This is a genomic window from Streptomyces exfoliatus (assembly GCF_000725545.1).
In the GTDB taxonomy this organism is placed as follows: Bacteria; Actinomycetota; Actinomycetes; order Streptomycetales; family Streptomycetaceae; genus Streptomyces; species Streptomyces exfoliatus.
In genome coordinates, this window is sequence record NZ_JNZP01000033.1 from 36,574 (window position 1) to 52,642 (window position 16,069).

Here is a 16,069-nt window from a genome sequence, read left to right on the forward strand (position 1 = left end):
GGCCCTTCTTGCGGTCCTTGCCGCCTCCGCCGCTCCCGGTCGATCCGGCCCCCGAACGGCTCCCGGACGCACCGGAGTTGGGGCCGCGCGAGGCCCCGGGCTTGTTCGGCCCCGGGCTCGAGTTGGAGCGGGAAGGCCCCGTGCCGCCACCGCCGCGCGAGGACCCGCCGCCACCGCCGCCGGCCTTCGAGCGGCCCTTGTCCGCGCCCATGCCAGAACTGGACGCCTTCGTGCGGTCGGCGTCGGCCTTTCCGCGCGCCGCCGCTTTGTCGCCCTTCGCTTTCATCAGCGCAGCGTGAAACTTTCCGTTTTGCTCCATCATCGCGACTTCCTGCGCGGTGCGGCCCTCGATCAGCGCGGCCTTCCGCGCGATCTCAGCCTCACGGAAAGGCGCTTCGCTTTCATGAAGCGCCCTCGCCTTTTCCAGCCGGAATTCGAGCCAGTCACCGAGACGATCGGCGAGAGAACGAGGCTGGGCGTATTCGCCTTCCTCGTATTCGCCGTATTCCTCACCGGCTTCCGGTGCCGCAATTCCTTCCGACCGCATGGCCAGCGCCGGGTCCGGGGCGGCCGGAATCGGCGGCAACTCCATCGTCGTCTCCTCCGGGGACTCCGGCGGAGCCTCCGGAATGTCACGCGGCGACGGAATGGTGTCGGCGAAATCCGGGATCGGCGGCGGCGCGTACGAGGAATCACCGCTCCAGGGGCCGCGGACCAGGGTCCCGCTGCCGGACTCGTCGGACTCGTCGGACACGGTGCACCTCCCTCCAGGGGGACTTGACAGACAGTGGGGTCTCGTGTGCACGCGCGTGCACGTGCACGTGTGCACGCTTTACGCGCGCGAGGCCCCGCCGGAACCCGGCGGGGCCTTCGTTGGTGTCGGTCAGTTACGCGGGCCGTGCTGCTCCAGCACCTGCTGCGCGTACTGCATGAGGTGGTTCCACAGCCTCGCGTCGCCCTCGGCCCGCTTGTCGATCGCGAGCTTGAACAGGCGGCACACGCTGGTGAATCCGGGGATGACGTCATTGCGTCCGGCTTTGACGTCCTTGGAGATCCGGGACCGAGTAACGCGGAGCCAGAATTCCATCCGGCCGATCTCGCCGCGACTTTCGATCGCCCTGCGCTCTTCTTCCTTCAGCCAGTCGTTCCGCCCTTGAATGGAGCGTTCGACGCTGGTGAGGGGGCGCGTCATGCCGACTCCCGACCCATGTCGTAAATCGACGTGGGGCCACCATAGCCCTGATTCCGGCTCTGCACACCCTCCTGCGGCGGATTCGGTGCGGCCTGGAGCGGCTGCGGGTTCTTCTTCCGCTGCCTTTCCAGCTCCTTTTCCTTCCTTTCCTTGGCCGTATTCACCACGGCCTCGTCGTGGGCGCGGCGCTTATAGGCGCTCTTTTCCAGGCCGTCGGTGAGGTTCTTGAGGTTCTTGAGCACGTTTCCGAGGGCCCTTTCGACGGGCATCGCGCGCAGCCTGGCGTGGTACCAGCGGTCGCCCTCCACGTGGGTGTCGCGCAGGTGCACCTGGGTCTCGATGGCGAGGGTCTCGAGGTTCTTGCCGATGTCCAGCAGGACCCGCTGAACGTCGGCCAGGTACCGGGCGGTTGCCTCCGGGTTCTGCGCGACGTCGCGCAGAGGGGAGTGGTTTGGGTCGTTGTTGCTGTTCACGGCGGGGATTCCCTCCTGGTGTACTGATGGGGCTGTGACTGCTTCCGGCAGTCGCAGCGAGGGCCAGCCCACTTCCGATGGGCTGGCCCTCACTGGTGTGTGCCGGACGGTGGATCAGGGGCGGTAGCCGCCGGCGAGCAGCTCGGCCGCCTCCTGGCGGTACTCCGAGGCCGTGCCGGGCGAGACTTCGAGCACGCGCTGGATGTCGGCGAGCGGCAGCTGGCCGGCGACACCGGCCGCGCTCCCGAGGATCATCCGGGCGACCTTGCGGACCGCCCGCTCGCGCCGGGAAAGCTTCGCGGCGTCCTCGGCTTCGACCGCGCGCCGCTCGATTTCGGCAGCAACCCGCCGCGTTTCGGCAGCGGCCCGCTCGGCTTCGGCGGCTTCCTTCTGGGAGCGCGCGATGTCCGCGAGAGCGGCCTCCCGGCGGCGGTCCTCCTCCGCCTTCTTGCGGTCGGCTTCGGCAGCGGCCCGCCGGGTTTCGGCAGCGGCCTTCTCCGTTTCGGCAGCGCGCCGGTCCGCTTCGGCAGCGGCCTGGCGGGCTTCGGCGATGGCCTGGGTCTCGAGGGCCTCTGCCTCCGCCGCGGCGACCCGGTCGGCCTCCGCCGCTTCCTTCCGCTTCTGCGCCGCCTGGCGCTCCAGCTCGGCTGCCTCCAGGTCGGCGGCGGCCGTCGCCTTGCGTGCCTGCGCGATCCGCTCGGTCTCGATCGCGCTGGCCTCCGCGGCGGCGGCCTTGTCCGCCTCCGCCGCCGCCCTGCGCTGCTCGGCGGCCTGGCGCTCCAGCCCGGCCTTCTCCAGGTCGGCAGCCGCCCTCGCCTTGAGCTCCTCACTCTCCTTGCGCTCGGCCTCCGCCTGACGGGCACGGGCTTCGGCGATGACGGCTGTCTCCAGCGCCGCCTGCTCCAGCTCAGCGGCCCGCTCTGCGGCGCTGACCTGCGCGCGGGCGTGGGCGTTGGCCTGGCCGGTCTCGCCCGCGATCTGCGCGAGTTCGGCGTCGAGTGCGCCCTGGGCTCGGGCGCGTTCCCCCTCGGCCTTCTTCTCGGCCAGGATTTTGCGGGTCTCCGCGTCGCGGCGGCTCCGCTCGGCCTCCTCGTCGCGTTCGGCGGCGGCCTGTTCCTGCTGGTCAGGCATGGCGAGCGCCTCGGCGACGGTGTAGCCGTAGGGGGCCATCGTCATTGGCAGCAGCTCGTCCTCGCTTGCCTGGGACAGGTCGCCCTTGTGCTTGCGCTTGAGCCACTGCTCGTATGCGATGAGCTCCTGGTCTCGGCGGACCATCTCCGGGTAGGAGGTGATCCCCCACAGCCGCATCCGCCGGTAGATTCGGGAGGTGGCGATCGGGGCCAGGACCCAGCGGATGAGCGGGATGGAGTCGCGTTCGGCCAGGTCAGGGCGGACGATGCGGTCGATGGAGTCGCGGCCGACCTCGACCACCATGATGAACAGCACCGGGACGACGCCGTGGGCGCCGGCCGCGACGTAGTCCAGCGGCTCCCACGCCCGGTCCTTGGGAGCGCCGGAGGCCGCGTTGAGGACGACGGTGGCGGCGGTCAGCAGCCACACGGGGTAGCGGATCCAGCTGATGGGGCGCTTGAGCCAGGCCACCACCAGGTCGACCGCGATCATCACCATGATGCCGATGTCGACGCCGATCGCGAAGAGCCGGCCCTTGTTGAGGGTGCCGAAGCGCAGCTCGGTGTGGGCGAAGCTCGCGACGTGCGCGAAGGAGAGGTAGAGGCCGATGGCGGCCAGGGCGAGCGCCGCGGCCACGATGGCGGCCACGATCCACTTCTGGCTGACGGTCAGCCTTCCCGGGGAGGAGCTGGTTCCGATTCCGCCTTCCGTCTCCGAAACGAACCCCGGCGCGTCCGAAACGGTGCCGGGCGTCCGTGAAACCGGCGTGGGCGTTCCCGAAACGGCGGCCGGTGAAGCCGAATCGGGGTCGGGATCGGCCGCGGTGCGCGGCCAGTCGGTGATCGTCATGAGGGCCTCCGGAGGGGTCGTTCAGGGCGTGCGCGAAACGGCGGGGGCTGCTCCCGAAACGCGGCGGCGCGTTCCCGAAGCGGTGGTCGGTGCGGGCGGTTGAGCACGAAACTGGCACCGGCTCTACCCGCTCCGCGCGCGCGAAAAGGCCGGCGGCCCGCGGGGCGGGCGGCCGGTCTCTCGAAGCGTCACGGGGCGGGCTCGAAACTGGGTGCGGCTCCCGCCGGGCGGGCGCGAAGTCAGCGTCAGCGCTCGGGGAACTGCACGCCGTGCCGGCGAAGGTCGGCGGGGGTGATGCCGAAGTGGCGGCACCGGTCGATCAGCGGCTGGAGCCTGGTGCCGTCGGCGAGCGCCTCGGGCGAGCCGACGCCGAACCGACGCTGCGTGGCGAACAGCTCGTTGAGCGCGGTCGCGGTGCGGGCGGCGTGCTGCTCGAAGCGGCCCTCGCCGACCCACTCCTCCGTGATGACGTGGAGGGTGGTGCGCCAGCTGCCGCTGTAGTCGTCGGGGTCGATCAGCGGGATGTCGCTGCCGAAGATCGCAAAAGCGGTCGCCTGGGCGGCGGCTTCCGTGCCGGGCTGGAGCGGGGTCATCGTCGTCGCCATGAGGGCCTCCCTTGACTGTCGGTCCGGGTTGTTCGGCTCCCCTTCACCGCCCGTCCCGGCCGCCGCGGTGCAGCAGTCGGTACGGGCGGATCAGACAGCCGTCAGAGCGGATCAGATGGCGTTGCGGGCCCGCTGGCGGGCTGCGCGGTGCTTCATCACCCCGCCGCTCGGTCAGATGGCCTGGGGCGCCTCGGCGGCACCGGGCCCGTGGGTGCGGGCGAAGCGGGCGCCGGCGTCCAGCAGGTCGGTGATGTCCTTGCGGGTACGGTGCAGGCGCTCCGCCCACGCCGTGGCGCGGGCCTGGTCGTGGCCGGTCAGCGCGCGCACCACCCGGTTCAGGACCTCGTAGGCAACGTCGCGGGTGTCGGCGTCGCCGTTCCCGCCGCGCGCCGCGTGGTCCAGCGCCATGGACAGGGTGCGCGGGGCGGTGGCGGCGGTCTCCTCGCGGACCGCGAGGAGTACCTCACGGACCATGGCCTGCGTGCTCATCGACTCGATCGCGGGCAGCTCCGCGCTCACGTCCGGACCGTGGTTGTAGGTGCGGGTCCAGCCGTCGGCCTCCAGCAGGACGGCGGCCGACTCCAGGTGACGGGCGACCGACTCGCCGGTCGACTCCTCACCCGAGGCGCCGGTCCACCCCGGCAGGTAGGAGTCCCGCGCGAGCTCAGCGGCCCGGGCGAGGACCTCGTCGGTGAACACGGTGACGGTAATGGTGCTGGTGGTCATGCGGTTCTCTCCTTAAGAGACAAGGACCGCCCCCACCGGGCGGTGGGGGCGGGAGAGGCCGTCGCGCGTCAGCGACGCTGCTGGTTGAGGTGGTTGTTCCAGGCGTCCTGGAGGCGGGAGAACCGCTCGAACAGCGGCGCTCCGGCCTCGCACGGCGCCTCGGCCCGGCACGAGCAGCCGGTAACGTGGGTGGTCCACTCGTTGAAGGCGGCCATGTACCGCGTATAGAGCGGATTCTGGCGAGCGGTCACTTCTGGTGGTTCTCCGATCGGCGGTTCGCTTCGGCGACCTTGTCGGAGAGCTCCTGGCGCTCGGTCTCGGTCATGCCGACACCACCTGTCCCTTCCGGGACCGGTTGCGGGCGGCGCGGCGCTTCATCGCGCGGCGCTCGTCCTCCGACAGCCCGCCCCAGACGCCGTCGTCCTGACCGAACTCCAGCGCCCACTGCAGGCACGCCTCCATGACGGAGCAGCGGCAGCAGACGGCCTTGGCTTCCTTGATCTGCAGAAGGGCAGGGCCGGTGCTGCCGATGGGGAAGAACAGGTCGGGGTCCTCTTCGCGGCAGACCGCGCTGTGGCGCCAGTCCATGGCGGTCATTCCCCCGAGCGGACGCGGCGCAGGGCCTCGTCCATGTCCGTGTCGGAGTCGGTCGGGTGCTGTGCGATGCTGTCCTGCATCAGGTCCTCCAGTCAGGGCCTGGACAACCCTCGGGGGCGCTATCCCTGGGGGTTGTCGTCGTTTTGGCGGGTCGTACGACCGGCCACGACCGTCGGCCACCCCTCAGCGTGGTGGGGGACCGGTGATCGTGGGCGTCCGTCCGGCTTGCTAGCTGGTCAGGCGCCGCATCTGCTCGATGAGCGCCGTCTGGTCGGTCTTGCCGCTGCGCGTGGTCCTGCCGAAGAGGGCGTGCAGGCCGCTGGCCTCCCGGCGCCACGCGAGGTACTCGGGGCTGGCGAGGTCGACGACGACCCGGCCGTCCTCGACGTGTCGGCCAAGGACGCACAGGCCGGTGTCGATGGCGGCGGCAATGGTGGAGTCCGCGGCCTCGACCGTGCGCTCGTAGGCGTCGAACTCGTCGGCGATCCAGGTGGTGGTGTCGCCGTGCACAGCGCGGAAGGTCTCCGGGGTCTGCATCGCGATCAGGTCCTCTCGGTCAGATCGAGCGGGCGGTCAGGCGGCGGCGGGCTCGGCGCGGCGGCCGGGGCGAATCGTCCGGCGCAGACGGGCGGCGTGGGGGAGGAGGACGTCGAGCAGGCGCTCGCGGACGAGGGCGGTGACGGTCGGGTCCGTGGCGACGATGTCGCGGCCAGCGTCGAGGCGGGCGGCGATCTCGGCACCGTGCGCGAGGGCCAGCTCGTAGCGGCGGTCGGCCGGGGCAGCCGCGATCGCGGCGGCGTACCGGCGCATCTCCCGGTCGGTGCCCGCAGGCTCGTACATCTCCAGCGGCGTACCGAACACGACGTCCAGGTCCAGGTCGTCGCCCAAGTCGGGGAACGGCACGTCGAGCTCGTCCATGAGCGCGAGGGTCTCGGCGTCGAAATCCTCGTCGCGCTGCTCGGTCCCGGCGGTCAGCCGGACGGTCAGGGCCAGGATGGTCTGCATGAGGTCCTCCAGGTCAGGTCGGGGCAGGCTGGGCGGGAGCGACCACGGCCCTGGCCACCCCGTGATCGGGGCGGCCAGGGCCGTGGCGGGTCGTACGAGGGTGGGTCAGCAGGCGGGGCGCTGGACGGCCAGGTGATTCCGCACCACGCTCCGGGCCTCGGCCGGGGCATCGCCGACGGGCACCGCCCGGCGGGCTTCGTCGGTGTCGGCCACGTGGGGGAGCACCGCGGCCCAGTCGGCTGCGCGTCCGGCCGGTGTGCGCTCCGCCCGGGCCCGCAGGATGCGGTCGGTCTGCGGGCTGAACGCCTTGGGCAGCACCGTGGTGGCCTGGCGGCTGGACGCTTCCTTGGTGGCGTCGGTCAGGGCGTGCTGCCACTCGGGGATCGTCAGATCGAAATCGACGAGGCGGTTGCTGCTCCGGCAGCGGATCGCGGCGGCGGCGCCGGCCTTGCCGGTGTGGTGCGGGACCAACTTCTGAACCTTGCCCTGCATGCCGGTGATGGGTACCCAGGTCTCGCAGTCCGTGCAGACCAGGACCGCCTTGAGCGGCTTGCGGAGGTCGAGGTGTGAGGGCAGGAGCTTGGAAAGCTGGATGGCGGGGAGGGCGCTGAGCTGCTTCGTGCGGGTCCTGCGGGGGCGCTTCTTGGCGACGGGCATCGCGGCGGTGATGGACATGGGGAGCTCCTCATGTGCAAAGGGGAGGGGAAGGGAGTGCGTCGCGGTGCTCTCTCCGCCCGCCAGGCCGCGCGGGAGGTCCCGGCGTCCTGACGGACGGACAGCGCATAGCGCTGCGACGTGCAGTAGAGAGTCGAGAACCCGGGGGATTTGGTGGTGCTATCAACCCCGGCCCCCTCTTACAAGGCGGGCGACTTCCTACGGTCTTGCGGTGGTGCCGGCTCGGTGCTCCCGGAGGACCACACACTTTACGTACAAGGTGCACTATGTGTATAAGGTTGTCAAGGAGGTGCTCCCAAATGACGACCCAGACCCTGCACCCACTGCTCACGGAGCCCATGTGCTGCACTATGAGCAGCTCAAGCAAGCGGTCACATGAGGAAGGAGCAGTGGTGGGGAACGGTCAGCCGGAGTACCAGCGCGTCATGGAGGACCTCCGCCGACAGATCGCCGATGGCCGTCTTGCAGTCGGAGACCCGATTCCCTCGACAGCCAAGCTGGGATCGCAGTACGACGTCTCCAGCACCGTGGTCCGGCGCGCCGTCACAGAACTGACCGCCGAGGGCCTTCTGTACGGGCAGGCAGGGAAGGGCGTATTCGTTCGTGCCCGGCCAACGCGTGTCGCAGCACAACTTTCCACGGCCGAACTTGCCGCCACAGTCGAGAGGCTTGAGGCCAGGCTTGATGCAATGGCAACCCGCCTCGAAGAACTTGAGCGAGAGCGGAAGACCTGATCGCGCCACACCAAGCGAAGCAGGTCGACTGTGCACAGGACACCTCCTCATCCACCATCCGGCTGCGCTGCTGGGGCAATCACACCGCGAGCGCGCCGGTGGGGACATCACAGCGCGCTGTCGAAGCACGTGCACGAGCTCGTTCACGGGTTATCAACATCCACGTACACATGGGACTTCGGGCTCGAGCTCTAGGCTCGCAGGCATGACGATGACGGAGGGGCAGAGGGTGGGGAAGCAGCGAGCGGGGTGGCGGCCGGACCGGCTGCGTGAGCAGCGAGAGGCACACGGCCTGACTTTGGAAAAGGCTGGCGAGAGGCTCCGCGAGGTAGCTGAGCAAGCCAAGCTGAAGGGGATTCCCGCCGCGAATCCGCAGACGCTGTGGCAGCACGAGCAGGGCGAGGTCTACCCGGGCCCGCACTACCGCCGCGCCTACTGTCTCCTCTACCGGGCCACCGAGCCCGACCTCGGCTTCAGGACCGCGCTGCCCGGTGAGGAGACGTCCTTCAAGCTCACGCCGATGGACGATCGCCTCAACGGTGCACACGTCCTGGCTGTAGAACGGGCTATCCATCGCATCTCCCCTGGCAGCGAGGACGCCGGCCACTTCACCCTCCAGCAGCGCATCATCGACGCCTGGAAGCGTCGGCACACCGGCGGCGATCCGCACCGCCCTGTCCTGATCCTGGTCGGCGGATATGCCGGCAGCGGCAAGACCGAACTGGCGAGGTTCTTCGTCCAGCTCACCGGTTGGCCGCTGCTCGACAAGGATCCACTCACCCGGCCACTGGTGGAACGCCTCCTGGTTGCATTGGGCGGCGACCCGAACGACCGGCACACCGAGCTCTACAGGGAGCGTGTCCGGTCTGTGGAGTACGACTGCCTCATGCAGTCAGCCATGGCCAACATCAAGTGTGGGATCAGCACCGTGCTCTCCGCTCCGTTCATCGCGGAGTTGACTGACGCGGCCTGGATGCAGCGCCTGACCAACAGGGCCGCGGCTATGGGCGTGGACGTCTTCCCCGTGTGGGTCCGCTGTGATGAGGAGTCGATGCGGGAGTACATCACCTTCCGCTCTGCTGCCCGGGACGCGTGGAAGCTACAGCGGTGGGACGAGTACATGGCGACCATCGACCTCGACCTGCGCCCTGCGGTGCCGCACCTGGTGGTGGACAACCGGCTGGGCACCGCCGTGAGCCTCGCGGATCAGGCTCGTCAAGCTATGGGGGCGATGTACGCGTGAACCCGAAGCAGGGCGTAATCCTGTATGGCCCGCCAGCGTCGGGCAAGGACACCGTCACCACTGCGCTCGCCGAGCTGCACTCGAAGTACGCGCAGTTCGCACGGCTCAAGGTCGGAACTGGCAAGTCCGCCAGCTACCGGATGGGCACGGCGGAGCAGCTGCGCGAGCTGGAGGCCGCGGGCGACGTCGTGTACACGAACTCGCGGTACGGCAGCACGTACGTCATCGACGCGCCCGGCCTCGACGCCGCCTTCGCGGCCGGGGTGCCCGTAGTGCACCTCGGGCAGGTCGAGGGCGTCCGGGCACTGGTCGACGGCTACCCGGCAAGCTGGTCGGTGGTGCTGCTGTGGTGTCCGCGCGAGGTGACCGAGCAGCGGTCGGCGGGGCGCGGTGACAGCGACACCGCAGCGCGTCTGGCGGCGTGGGACGCGACCCGCGAGGACCTGGACGCGCACCCGGACATGGTCTGGGACCTGGCCGTAGACACCACGGCGTCGGCGCCACAGGACGCGGCGCGGCTCATCAACCAGCTTCTGGAACGGCGGGCGGGAGCGGCGGCGGCATGAGCGCGGGTTACGGCTGGGCGAGTCGGTCCAGGGCGTCGGTGAGCGTGAGCGAGCTGTCATCCTTGGCGTCGTTCCACCGTGACAGCGTGGACGCGGCCGCGCACAGCATCTCCGGCGGCAGGCCGGCGGCCGCAAGCGCGTCGGCGGCTTCCTCCAGCTCCGGGCCCCAGCGCCAGGCGCGGGCCGCGGTCTTGGTGACGTACTGCGGTTCGGACAGGTACGAGTCGGTGCGTTGCGAGGCGACCTCGATGAGTTCCTGGTCGACGCCGTGCTCGCGCGCCATGCCGACCGCGAGCGCCACCAGCACACGCGACGCCTTCTGGAAGCTGGAGTACGCGAGCTTCAGCGCTGATGCCTTCCCTATCTCCGTGCCCAGCACCGCCGTCCGGACGGCGGTGCCCGCGAACAGCCTCTCGATGCGCTCGGTCGCGTCGGCCGGGCCGGACAGGTACAGGGTCGGCGTCTTGCCGCCGACCGGCGGGGAGCCGACAACCCCTCCGTCCACGACGGTCGCGTCGCGTTCGAGCAGCGCGGTAATCCGCTGCACGCGCGTGGGATTGATGGCGTTCGCCTCCACGTACACACCGGCGAAGCGGTGCCCGGCGACATCGTGGGCCAGGTCCTCGGCAGCGGCTGGCGGGCAGAGGCTAATGACGATGTCGCTGCGGTCCAGCAGCTCGGCCAGCGTGGCCGCGGGCGTCAGGCCGAACTTTGTGGCGCGCTCTGCGGACGCGGAGCTCCGCCCGGCTTCACACCACAGGACCGCGGCCGCATTGGGCACAGCGCAGGCAGCGACGGCGGCGCCCATGCTGCCGGGGTGGAGGATGCCGACGGTCGGCTGGTCCACGGTGCTACTCCGTCTCTGCGAGCAGGATGGTGATGGCGTCGGTGACGTCGTCAACGACGTGATGCGCGGCAGGGAGGCCGTCCGGCCAAGAGCGGCCACGCAGCCAGATAGTGCGCAGGCCAGCCCCGTGAGCGCCGCCGATGTCCCCGGCCGGGTTGTCGCCGACCATCCAGCCGCCGTCCGCGAGGCTGCCCCCGCAGCGGGAGGCAGCAAGTTCGAAGAGGCGCAGGTCCGGCTTGCGGAGCTCCAGGTCGCCCGAGACTGCGACGCCGTCGACCAGATCGGCCAGGCCGGTTACGGCAAGTTTCGCGCGCTGGATGTCGCTGGCCCCGTTGGTGATGACGCCGATCGTCCACGCGGCTGCGCGCAGACGGGCAAGGCCATCGAGGACTTCGGGTCGGCAAGTCACGGCATCTGCCATGAGGCTGACGTATTCCTGCCAGAGCTGTACGGCCGACACCTCCAGGTCGAAGACCTCCCGCAGGCGGGCGAAGTCGACGGCGTTCGCCCGATTGACCAGCTCGGTGCGCAGCCACTGTTCAGCGTCCGGAGTAAGAGCGTGGGTCCGGCACAGGCTGGTCACGGCGTCGCTGAGAGCCGACTGCCGGTCGACCAGCGTGTTGTCCAGATCGAAAAGCGCGAGTCGGTACACGGGTCCGAACCCTATCGGCCGTCGAGCGAGGTCCCGATCCGAAGATGGGCGGAGTTGGCTACCCCCTTGCACTGCAACACAACCGTCCTCGCTATCAAAGATCGTTCGGATCATGTATGTTTTCGTGGATGGTTCTCTACCGTGGAGGTCTCGATGTCCGATCCGCTGAGGCGAATTGACGCCCTGGTGGAGGAGGACACCCTCCCCATTCCCCGCGTGCGTCGGCAGCTCCGGATCGCCGCCGGCCTCACTCAGACCGAAGTCGCCGAGGCTATCGGCGTCAAGCGGCTCTCTGTCGCGCAGTGGGAGGCCGGGCGAGCTCAGCCTCACCGGGGGAACCGGAGGGCGTACGCGCATCTCCTGCGGAAGCTGGCCGAGAAGCACCCGGACGCCGCCGCTGAGGGGGCGTCTGATGGAGAGTGACTTCACGGTTCCGGCCGTTTCCGGGCTCGCCGACTCCACCTTCGAGATCGAGGGGGTCGGGATGACCTAGGTCATCGGCCGCGCGCGCCAAGACGTGGACTCGCAATCCACGTTGACCTCGCGCGGCCCTTCGCGTCGACAGGGGCTTCGCAACCCAAGTCGGCCGCCCAGTCTCCGGTTGGCCCCGGTTCTGGGCTCCAGCTCATCGAGCTGGGTCTCATTCACTGCATTACCCCGCTTTGGCAGGCGGGTTGCTCCACCCGGTCGTCCTTTGGCAAGGCGACCACTCCCGGCTCTCCAGGAGCCCCTTTGGCAGGGGGCTTCTGTTGAACCACAGCTTCATCCCGGGTTCCGGCGGTCTTGGCAGGCCGTCGGGCTCGGGGCTCCGCATTGGCGTCCATCCATACAGAGCGCTCGGCCGTGGCCGGATCCCTTGGCAGGGGTCTGGTCGCGGTGCGGGCGATCCATATGAAGGCTGGTGTCTTCGCCATAGTGCCCGATCTGGTGTCCCCTGAAAAGTCGAGCGCCGTCCGTTTCGATACGATTCGCACGGTTCGCGCGTTTCATGTGACGGAACAGACGTCCGCGATCCGCCTCTTCGCGCCTTTTGGCCAGGAAGAGGGTCTTCCTGTAGGAAGCCACAACCCGGCCGGTTCTGTCCGGTCGGTGTCCGCTCGCGTCCGCAACTACTCCGTCGGCGACGTCATCGAGGGGGGCGTCCCGTGTGGCGGGACGCGATCCGAAGTTTCTGCCCGCCGTGCGGGAGCGCTGGGGGCAATCGGGGCCTCGTGGCCTCTGTCCACAGGGCGGCCGGTCCAGGCTGCCGAGGTGATCACTTCTCGCGTCGCTGTACCAAGCCCTCGCTTCACCCCCGAGGGGGGTGTCCGGTTTGGCCCGTACACCACGGCCATGACCGCTTGCACCGCCCTGTCCGCCCTGGCACCTTTCTACGTCCGCGCTTCCTCCATGACGCTCGTCGGAGGTGCCCGATGAGCGCCGCGGCGGCGGCGGCCGCCGCGCTGCCGCGCTCCCGCACGGTGTCCGCCGGCGGGGCATCGCGCCGCCGGCTTCGGTCGGTCCCGGCGCAAGCCGGGCCGGTCCCGGAGCGCGTCGCGGGTCATCCGCTGTCGCTCGGTCGCGACGCGCGTGCGCGCCTGGGTGGTGCGATGCGCACCCTCCTGGATGCGGCGGGCCTGGACGGTGCGTCGGACGCGGTGCGGCTGGCGGTGCTAGTGCTGGCGTCGCGGACGCCAGCGGAGGACGGTGTGGTGGAGATCCGTACTCCGGAGCTGGGCCGATGGCTGGGGCTGTCAGCGTCGTACACGGCGTCCGCAGTTGTACCGGGGCTGCGCCGCTCAGGTGTGGTGTCGGTAGAGACGGCGGAGGGCGAGTACGGCGAGGACGTCGGCCTGGCGTGCCGGGTGCTGCCGCTGTGGGCGGCGCGGGGCATGGTCGGGCACCCGCTGGCGCTGTCGAAGAAGGAACTGGCGACCCTGCTGCGGCTGCTGGAGGCCGTGATGGCGCCGGGCTGGACGCACCGGGACGGCTCGGTGACTCCGGCCGGGCTGATCGGCACGCGTACCGGCCGGGGTGCGGCGACGGACCGGCTGGCGCTGCTGCTGCTGGTGCTGGAGGCGCGGGAGTCCGGGCAGGTGCGGCAGTGCGGCGGCGCGGTGGATACCAAGCGCGGCCGGGCCGCAGCAACGGTGGCCCGGCTGCTGGGCTGCTCGGCATCGGCGGGGGAGCGGGTACTGGAGCGCCTGGAGGACCGGCAGCTGGTGCTGCGGGTGCGGCTGCGGACGGCGTCGAAGATGGAGCACCGGTCGCGGCTGATGGTGCCGGCGGTCGCCGCCGCGTACGGGCGTACGGTCGCCGACGGCGCCCAGGAGGACCGCGCGGAGGACCTGGAGCCCGGTTTTTCAGACCCCGACGTTACGGCAGGGCCTAGTGAGGCGCTGGACCTGGAGATGGAGTCGCAGGTCAGCAGCGTGCTGGTGGGGGATAAGGCTGGTGTTGCAGAGCCCGACGTTGCGGCAGCCCTTCACACTGACCACTCTCACTCGGTTACTCCCGTCTCTTCTTCCGCTCTCTCTGGTGGCTTTTCCGGCGAAGGCCGTGGGAGTAAAGGCCGTCAGCCGGGACGCGCGTGCGTGCGCGAGGACCAGGCCGTCGACGGCGAGACCGACGTTGCCAGGTCCGGGAGCCCGGTGGCCGGGGTCGGCCCGCTCCGCGGGGAAAAGCCCACCAAGTCACACGTCGACGAGCAAGAGCAGGCAAGCGGCGTCACCGCTGGTGCTGCTGCCCGGCTGACGGTCGTGGGTGGGCGAAAGACACAGCAGCAGGGGCGGCCGGACCTTCCTGCCGATCTTGACCTGAGGGTGGCTCTGGCGCCGGTGTCCTGGCTGTGGCAGGGGCTGAGCCGCTGGCAGCAGGACCGCGTCGTTAAGGCCGTGAAGGCGGAGCTCGCCCAGCTGCGCCAGGTGCTGGAGTGGGCGGGGCAGGCCCCGTTGGTGCTGGCCGCCCGGCTGACGTCCCGGCTTGAGGAGACCGGTGGCGAGGCCCTGATCACCAGCCCGTTCGGATGGATCACCCACCGTGGACTGGTGCGCCGTCCGTCGTGCTCGGACGTGCGATGCGACGACGGCGTCCGGCTCGACACCAGCGCCGACTGCGACAACTGCGACAACGTGCTCCACTTCCGGAGGGCGTGGCGGGTCCGGATCGAGGCCGAGGTCGACCAGGAGCTGCCCGGTCTGGAGACGGGCGCCCGGTACCGAAAGATCGAGGCCCGGGTGCGCCGTCACGCCGAGGCTGAGGCCGCTGACTTCGTGGCCCGTCAGGCCGACGCCCGGGAGCGGGCAACCCAGCGTGCGGTGGCCGGTGCCGAGGCCGAGGCACAGGCCGCGGTCGAGCGGGAGCGGGCGGCGGCCGAGGCGGCGGCCCGACAGGCCGTGGCGTGCGAGAACTGCGGCCGGGAGCGGTCGGCCGCGCTGTGCGAAGCATGCAACCACCGGCTGCAGGTCAAGGTTCTGATCCATGAGGCCGGTCTCCTCGCCGCCACCTGGTCGGCCGACCTGAGCAACACGTCCGCCGTCGCGGCCGTCGCCGCCGAGGTCCGCACGGCCATCGAGGCCGACATCGCCGCCGAGTGGGAGCAGTTCCTGCAGATGACAGACCTGGCCGACCTGGAGGCGGCTGGCCCGGATGTCGTCGAAGACACCGCCGCGCACAACGCGTTCCTGGCTGCCGAGAGCGCGGTTGCGAAGTATCGGCACCAGGCGCTGGTGTTGCTCGGCCACAGCGAGGAGGCCCAGGCCGAGGCCCGCAAGGCGTACGCCACCGAGCGCGCCAAGCCCTGGTTCCAGGCTCTGCCCGACAGCGACGACGCCCTGCGTGCCGCGACCCGGGCCGCCGCGCAGGCCCAGGCCCGCACTGCCGAGTACCTGCTCGCCGTGCGGCTGGAGCAACTGCGCGCCAAGGCCCTTCCCGAGCCGGTGAGGCCCGCGCCCTGGTCGCAGCGTCTGCCCGAACTCGCCGCCCACTCGCTGCATGGCGAGACCCGGGAGGTGATCGCGTGAGCTCCGCACCGGAGACAAGCGGTGTCGACCTTGGCCGCCAGGCTCTCCTCGCCGCCCGCGAGGCGGCGAAGGCGAGCAAGACCGAGGCCCGGCAGAGACCGAAGGGGCGGACCACCACCATTGTCTGCGACGCCGGGATCATCCCCGCGCGTGCGGGGAGCAGACTGGCGAAGAGGCGAAGCGCTCCAGCTGGGCGGGACCATCCCCGCGCGCGCGGGGATGGTCCCGACCGGGCATCCACCCCCGATCACGCCTCCCTCTGCTCCCCGCACCCGCGGGGATGGTCCCCGCACCGCGATGACCGCCATGGGCGGCATGGTCTGCTCCCCGCACCCGCGGGGATGGTCCTCACGGCCTAGGCAGCGTCTTCAAATGATCACCGCTGGTGGATCATGGTGTTGTGATACGTCGCCATGAACTGTCCGATGCCGAGTGGGAGTTCGTTCGGCCGTTGCTGCCCGAGTCGTTGCGGGGGCGGAAGCGTCTGGACGACCGCCGGGTCCTGAACGGGATCGTGTGGAAGTTCCGGACCGGGACGGCCTGGCGGGATGTGCCCGAGCGTTACGGTCCGTGGGCCACGCTGCATACGCGTTTTCGCAGGTGGGCGGCGGATGGGACGTTCGACCGGATGCTTCGGGCCGCGCAGGCGAAGGCGGACGCGGCGGGCGACATCCAGTGGCTGGTGTCGGTCGATTCCACGGTCGTCCGGGCCCACCAGCATGCGGCGGGGGCTCGAAAAGGGGGCTCCGCGACCCGGCCATCGGCCGGTCCAG

General features: G+C 70.3%; 19 protein-coding genes. 7 read left to right on the forward strand and 12 right to left on the reverse strand.

Going from position 1 to position 16,069, the window contains the following annotated elements; translation table 11 throughout:
* Positions 1–883: 883 nt before the first annotated feature.
* The 3 genes from IO20_RS0130345 to IO20_RS0130355 all read right to left on the reverse strand — a co-directional run bounded on the left by IO20_RS0130345 (position 884) and on the right by IO20_RS0130355 (position 3,444).
* Positions 884–1,192, reverse strand: coding sequence for a hypothetical protein (locus IO20_RS0130345; protein WP_030554205.1), 309 nt, complete (start codon positions 1,190–1,192; stop codon positions 884–886).
* Positions 1,189–1,665 (reverse strand): hypothetical protein, encoded by a 477-nt coding sequence (locus IO20_RS0130350; protein WP_030554208.1) that lies wholly within the window; start codon positions 1,663–1,665, stop codon positions 1,189–1,191. The genes IO20_RS0130345 and IO20_RS0130350 overlap by 4 nt, the downstream gene beginning before the upstream one ends.
* Positions 1,666–1,779: 114 nt before the next feature.
* On the reverse strand, positions 1,780–3,444 hold the full coding sequence (locus IO20_RS0130355) for a DUF2637 domain-containing protein (protein ID WP_245685110.1): 1,665 nt from the start codon (positions 3,442–3,444) through the stop codon (positions 1,780–1,782).
* On the opposite strand from IO20_RS0130355, the gene IO20_RS41670 reads away from it, so the two are divergent.
* Positions 3,434–3,748 (forward strand): hypothetical protein, encoded by a 315-nt coding sequence (locus tag IO20_RS41670; protein WP_245685111.1) that lies wholly within the window; start codon positions 3,434–3,436, stop codon positions 3,746–3,748. The two genes, IO20_RS0130355 and IO20_RS41670, sit on opposite strands and share 11 nt — an antisense overlap.
* 142 nt (positions 3,749–3,890) lie before the next feature.
* Here the strand turns inward: IO20_RS41670 and IO20_RS37030 are convergent, their stop codons facing one another.
* The 7 genes from IO20_RS37030 to IO20_RS0130395 all read right to left on the reverse strand — a co-directional run bounded on the left by IO20_RS37030 (position 3,891) and on the right by IO20_RS0130395 (position 7,253).
* Positions 3,891–4,250 (reverse strand): hypothetical protein, encoded by a 360-nt coding sequence (locus tag IO20_RS37030; RefSeq protein ID WP_051874676.1) that lies wholly within the window; start codon positions 4,248–4,250, stop codon positions 3,891–3,893.
* A gap of 171 nt (positions 4,251–4,421) precedes the next feature.
* The gene (locus tag IO20_RS0130365; RefSeq protein WP_030554211.1) at positions 4,422–4,976 is read right to left on the reverse strand and encodes a DUF6197 family protein; all 555 of its coding nucleotides are present in this window, start codon (positions 4,974–4,976) and stop codon (positions 4,422–4,424) included.
* A 68-nt stretch (positions 4,977–5,044) separates the two neighbouring features.
* The gene (locus tag IO20_RS38105) at positions 5,045–5,191 is read right to left on the reverse strand and encodes a hypothetical protein (RefSeq protein ID WP_245685112.1); all 147 of its coding nucleotides are present in this window, start codon (positions 5,189–5,191) and stop codon (positions 5,045–5,047) included.
* Between the two features lie 106 nt (positions 5,192–5,297).
* Positions 5,298–5,564: a WhiB family transcriptional regulator gene (locus IO20_RS0130375; RefSeq protein ID WP_030554214.1), complete on the reverse strand. Its 267-nt coding sequence runs from the start codon at positions 5,562–5,564 to the stop codon at positions 5,298–5,300.
* Between the two features lie 237 nt (positions 5,565–5,801).
* A complete protein-coding gene (locus IO20_RS0130385; RefSeq protein ID WP_030554216.1) occupies positions 5,802–6,110 on the reverse strand; it encodes a hypothetical protein in 309 nt (102 codons plus the stop codon).
* A gap of 36 nt (positions 6,111–6,146) precedes the next feature.
* The gene (locus IO20_RS0130390) at positions 6,147–6,578 is read right to left on the reverse strand and encodes a hypothetical protein (protein WP_051874677.1); all 432 of its coding nucleotides are present in this window, start codon (positions 6,576–6,578) and stop codon (positions 6,147–6,149) included.
* Positions 6,579–6,683: 105 nt separating this feature from the next.
* Positions 6,684–7,253, reverse strand: a complete 570-nt coding sequence (locus IO20_RS0130395) for a hypothetical protein (protein WP_051874678.1) — start codon at positions 7,251–7,253, stop codon at positions 6,684–6,686.
* A 299-nt stretch (positions 7,254–7,552) separates the two neighbouring features.
* Between IO20_RS0130395 and IO20_RS0130400 the strand changes: the two genes are divergently transcribed.
* From IO20_RS0130400 to IO20_RS0130410, 3 genes are all read left to right on the forward strand, one after another.
* Positions 7,553–7,987 carry a GntR family transcriptional regulator gene (locus tag IO20_RS0130400; RefSeq protein WP_051874679.1) on the forward strand — a complete coding sequence of 145 codons (435 nt, stop codon included), beginning with the start codon at positions 7,553–7,555 and terminating at the stop codon, positions 7,985–7,987.
* Between the two features lie 205 nt (positions 7,988–8,192).
* Positions 8,193–9,230 (forward strand): AAA family ATPase, encoded by a 1,038-nt coding sequence (locus tag IO20_RS0130405; protein ID WP_030554223.1) that lies wholly within the window; start codon positions 8,193–8,195, stop codon positions 9,228–9,230.
* Complete coding sequence (locus IO20_RS0130410; protein WP_030554225.1) at positions 9,227–9,796, forward strand: phosphotransferase-like protein; 570 nt, start codon at positions 9,227–9,229, stop codon at positions 9,794–9,796. Before IO20_RS0130405 ends, IO20_RS0130410 begins: the two co-directional genes overlap by 4 nt.
* A gap of 7 nt (positions 9,797–9,803) precedes the next feature.
* On the opposite strand, the gene IO20_RS0130415 is transcribed toward IO20_RS0130410, so the two are convergent.
* Both IO20_RS0130415 and IO20_RS0130420 read right to left on the reverse strand, forming a co-directional pair.
* Complete coding sequence (locus IO20_RS0130415) at positions 9,804–10,643, reverse strand: DUF1932 domain-containing protein (protein ID WP_030554227.1); 840 nt, start codon at positions 10,641–10,643, stop codon at positions 9,804–9,806.
* Positions 10,644–10,647: 4 nt separating this feature from the next.
* The gene (locus tag IO20_RS0130420) at positions 10,648–11,295 is read right to left on the reverse strand and encodes an HAD family hydrolase (RefSeq protein WP_030554228.1); all 648 of its coding nucleotides are present in this window, start codon (positions 11,293–11,295) and stop codon (positions 10,648–10,650) included.
* A gap of 153 nt (positions 11,296–11,448) precedes the next feature.
* On the opposite strand from IO20_RS0130420, the gene IO20_RS0130425 reads away from it, so the two are divergent.
* The 3 genes from IO20_RS0130425 to IO20_RS0130440 form a co-directional block, all read left to right on the forward strand.
* A complete protein-coding gene (locus IO20_RS0130425) occupies positions 11,449–11,718 on the forward strand; it encodes a helix-turn-helix transcriptional regulator (protein ID WP_030554230.1) in 270 nt (89 codons plus the stop codon).
* 989 nt (positions 11,719–12,707) lie between these two features.
* On the forward strand, positions 12,708–15,296 hold the full coding sequence (locus IO20_RS0130435) for a hypothetical protein (protein WP_030554231.1): 2,589 nt from the start codon (positions 12,708–12,710) through the stop codon (positions 15,294–15,296).
* A gap of 400 nt (positions 15,297–15,696) precedes the next feature.
* Positions 15,697–16,069, forward strand: a 373-nt coding sequence (locus tag IO20_RS0130440) for an IS5 family transposase (protein ID WP_037636628.1), incomplete at its 3' end; no start/stop codon positions are given.